General features: G+C 41.5%; 1 protein-coding gene. It reads right to left on the bottom strand.

Features of this window, described 5'->3' with window-relative positions; translation table 11 throughout:
* Positions 1-90 precede the first annotated feature (90 nt).
* Positions 91-306: hypothetical protein (locus tag GVO63_RS19700; RefSeq protein ID WP_236552239.1), on the bottom strand; the 216-nt coding region annotated here is incomplete at its 5' end.

Raw genomic sequence — 306 nt, 5'->3', positions numbered from 1 at the left:
AAACACGTGTGCAAAAATGGCGAAGCCGCGCACGTGTTTGCGTCCCAGCGAGCGACAGCGAGTGCCATAATTTGTTTGTTATGTAGCGTTTTAAAAAAGAGCATGCCAGATAAATCCGTAGAGAACAAAAATCCCGAATACTTGAAAATACTGTGTTTTGCTTACGCTACCACTTTTAGCAGACATGTAGCCAAAGTGTGTTACTACCATAGCCATAACTAAAGGGAGAAGATAAAAAAACATCCCGGGTTGATAAATTTTAGGAGATGGCTCAGATGCATGGGTAAAGATAGAGAGTACATACGT

It is taken from the genome of Alteromonas sp. KUL106 (genome assembly GCF_009811415.1).
Lineage (GTDB): Bacteria > Pseudomonadota > Gammaproteobacteria > Enterobacterales > Alteromonadaceae > Alteromonas.
Note: the sequence above shows the minus strand (reverse complement) of the source record. Positions and strands in the feature narration are given on the sequence as shown.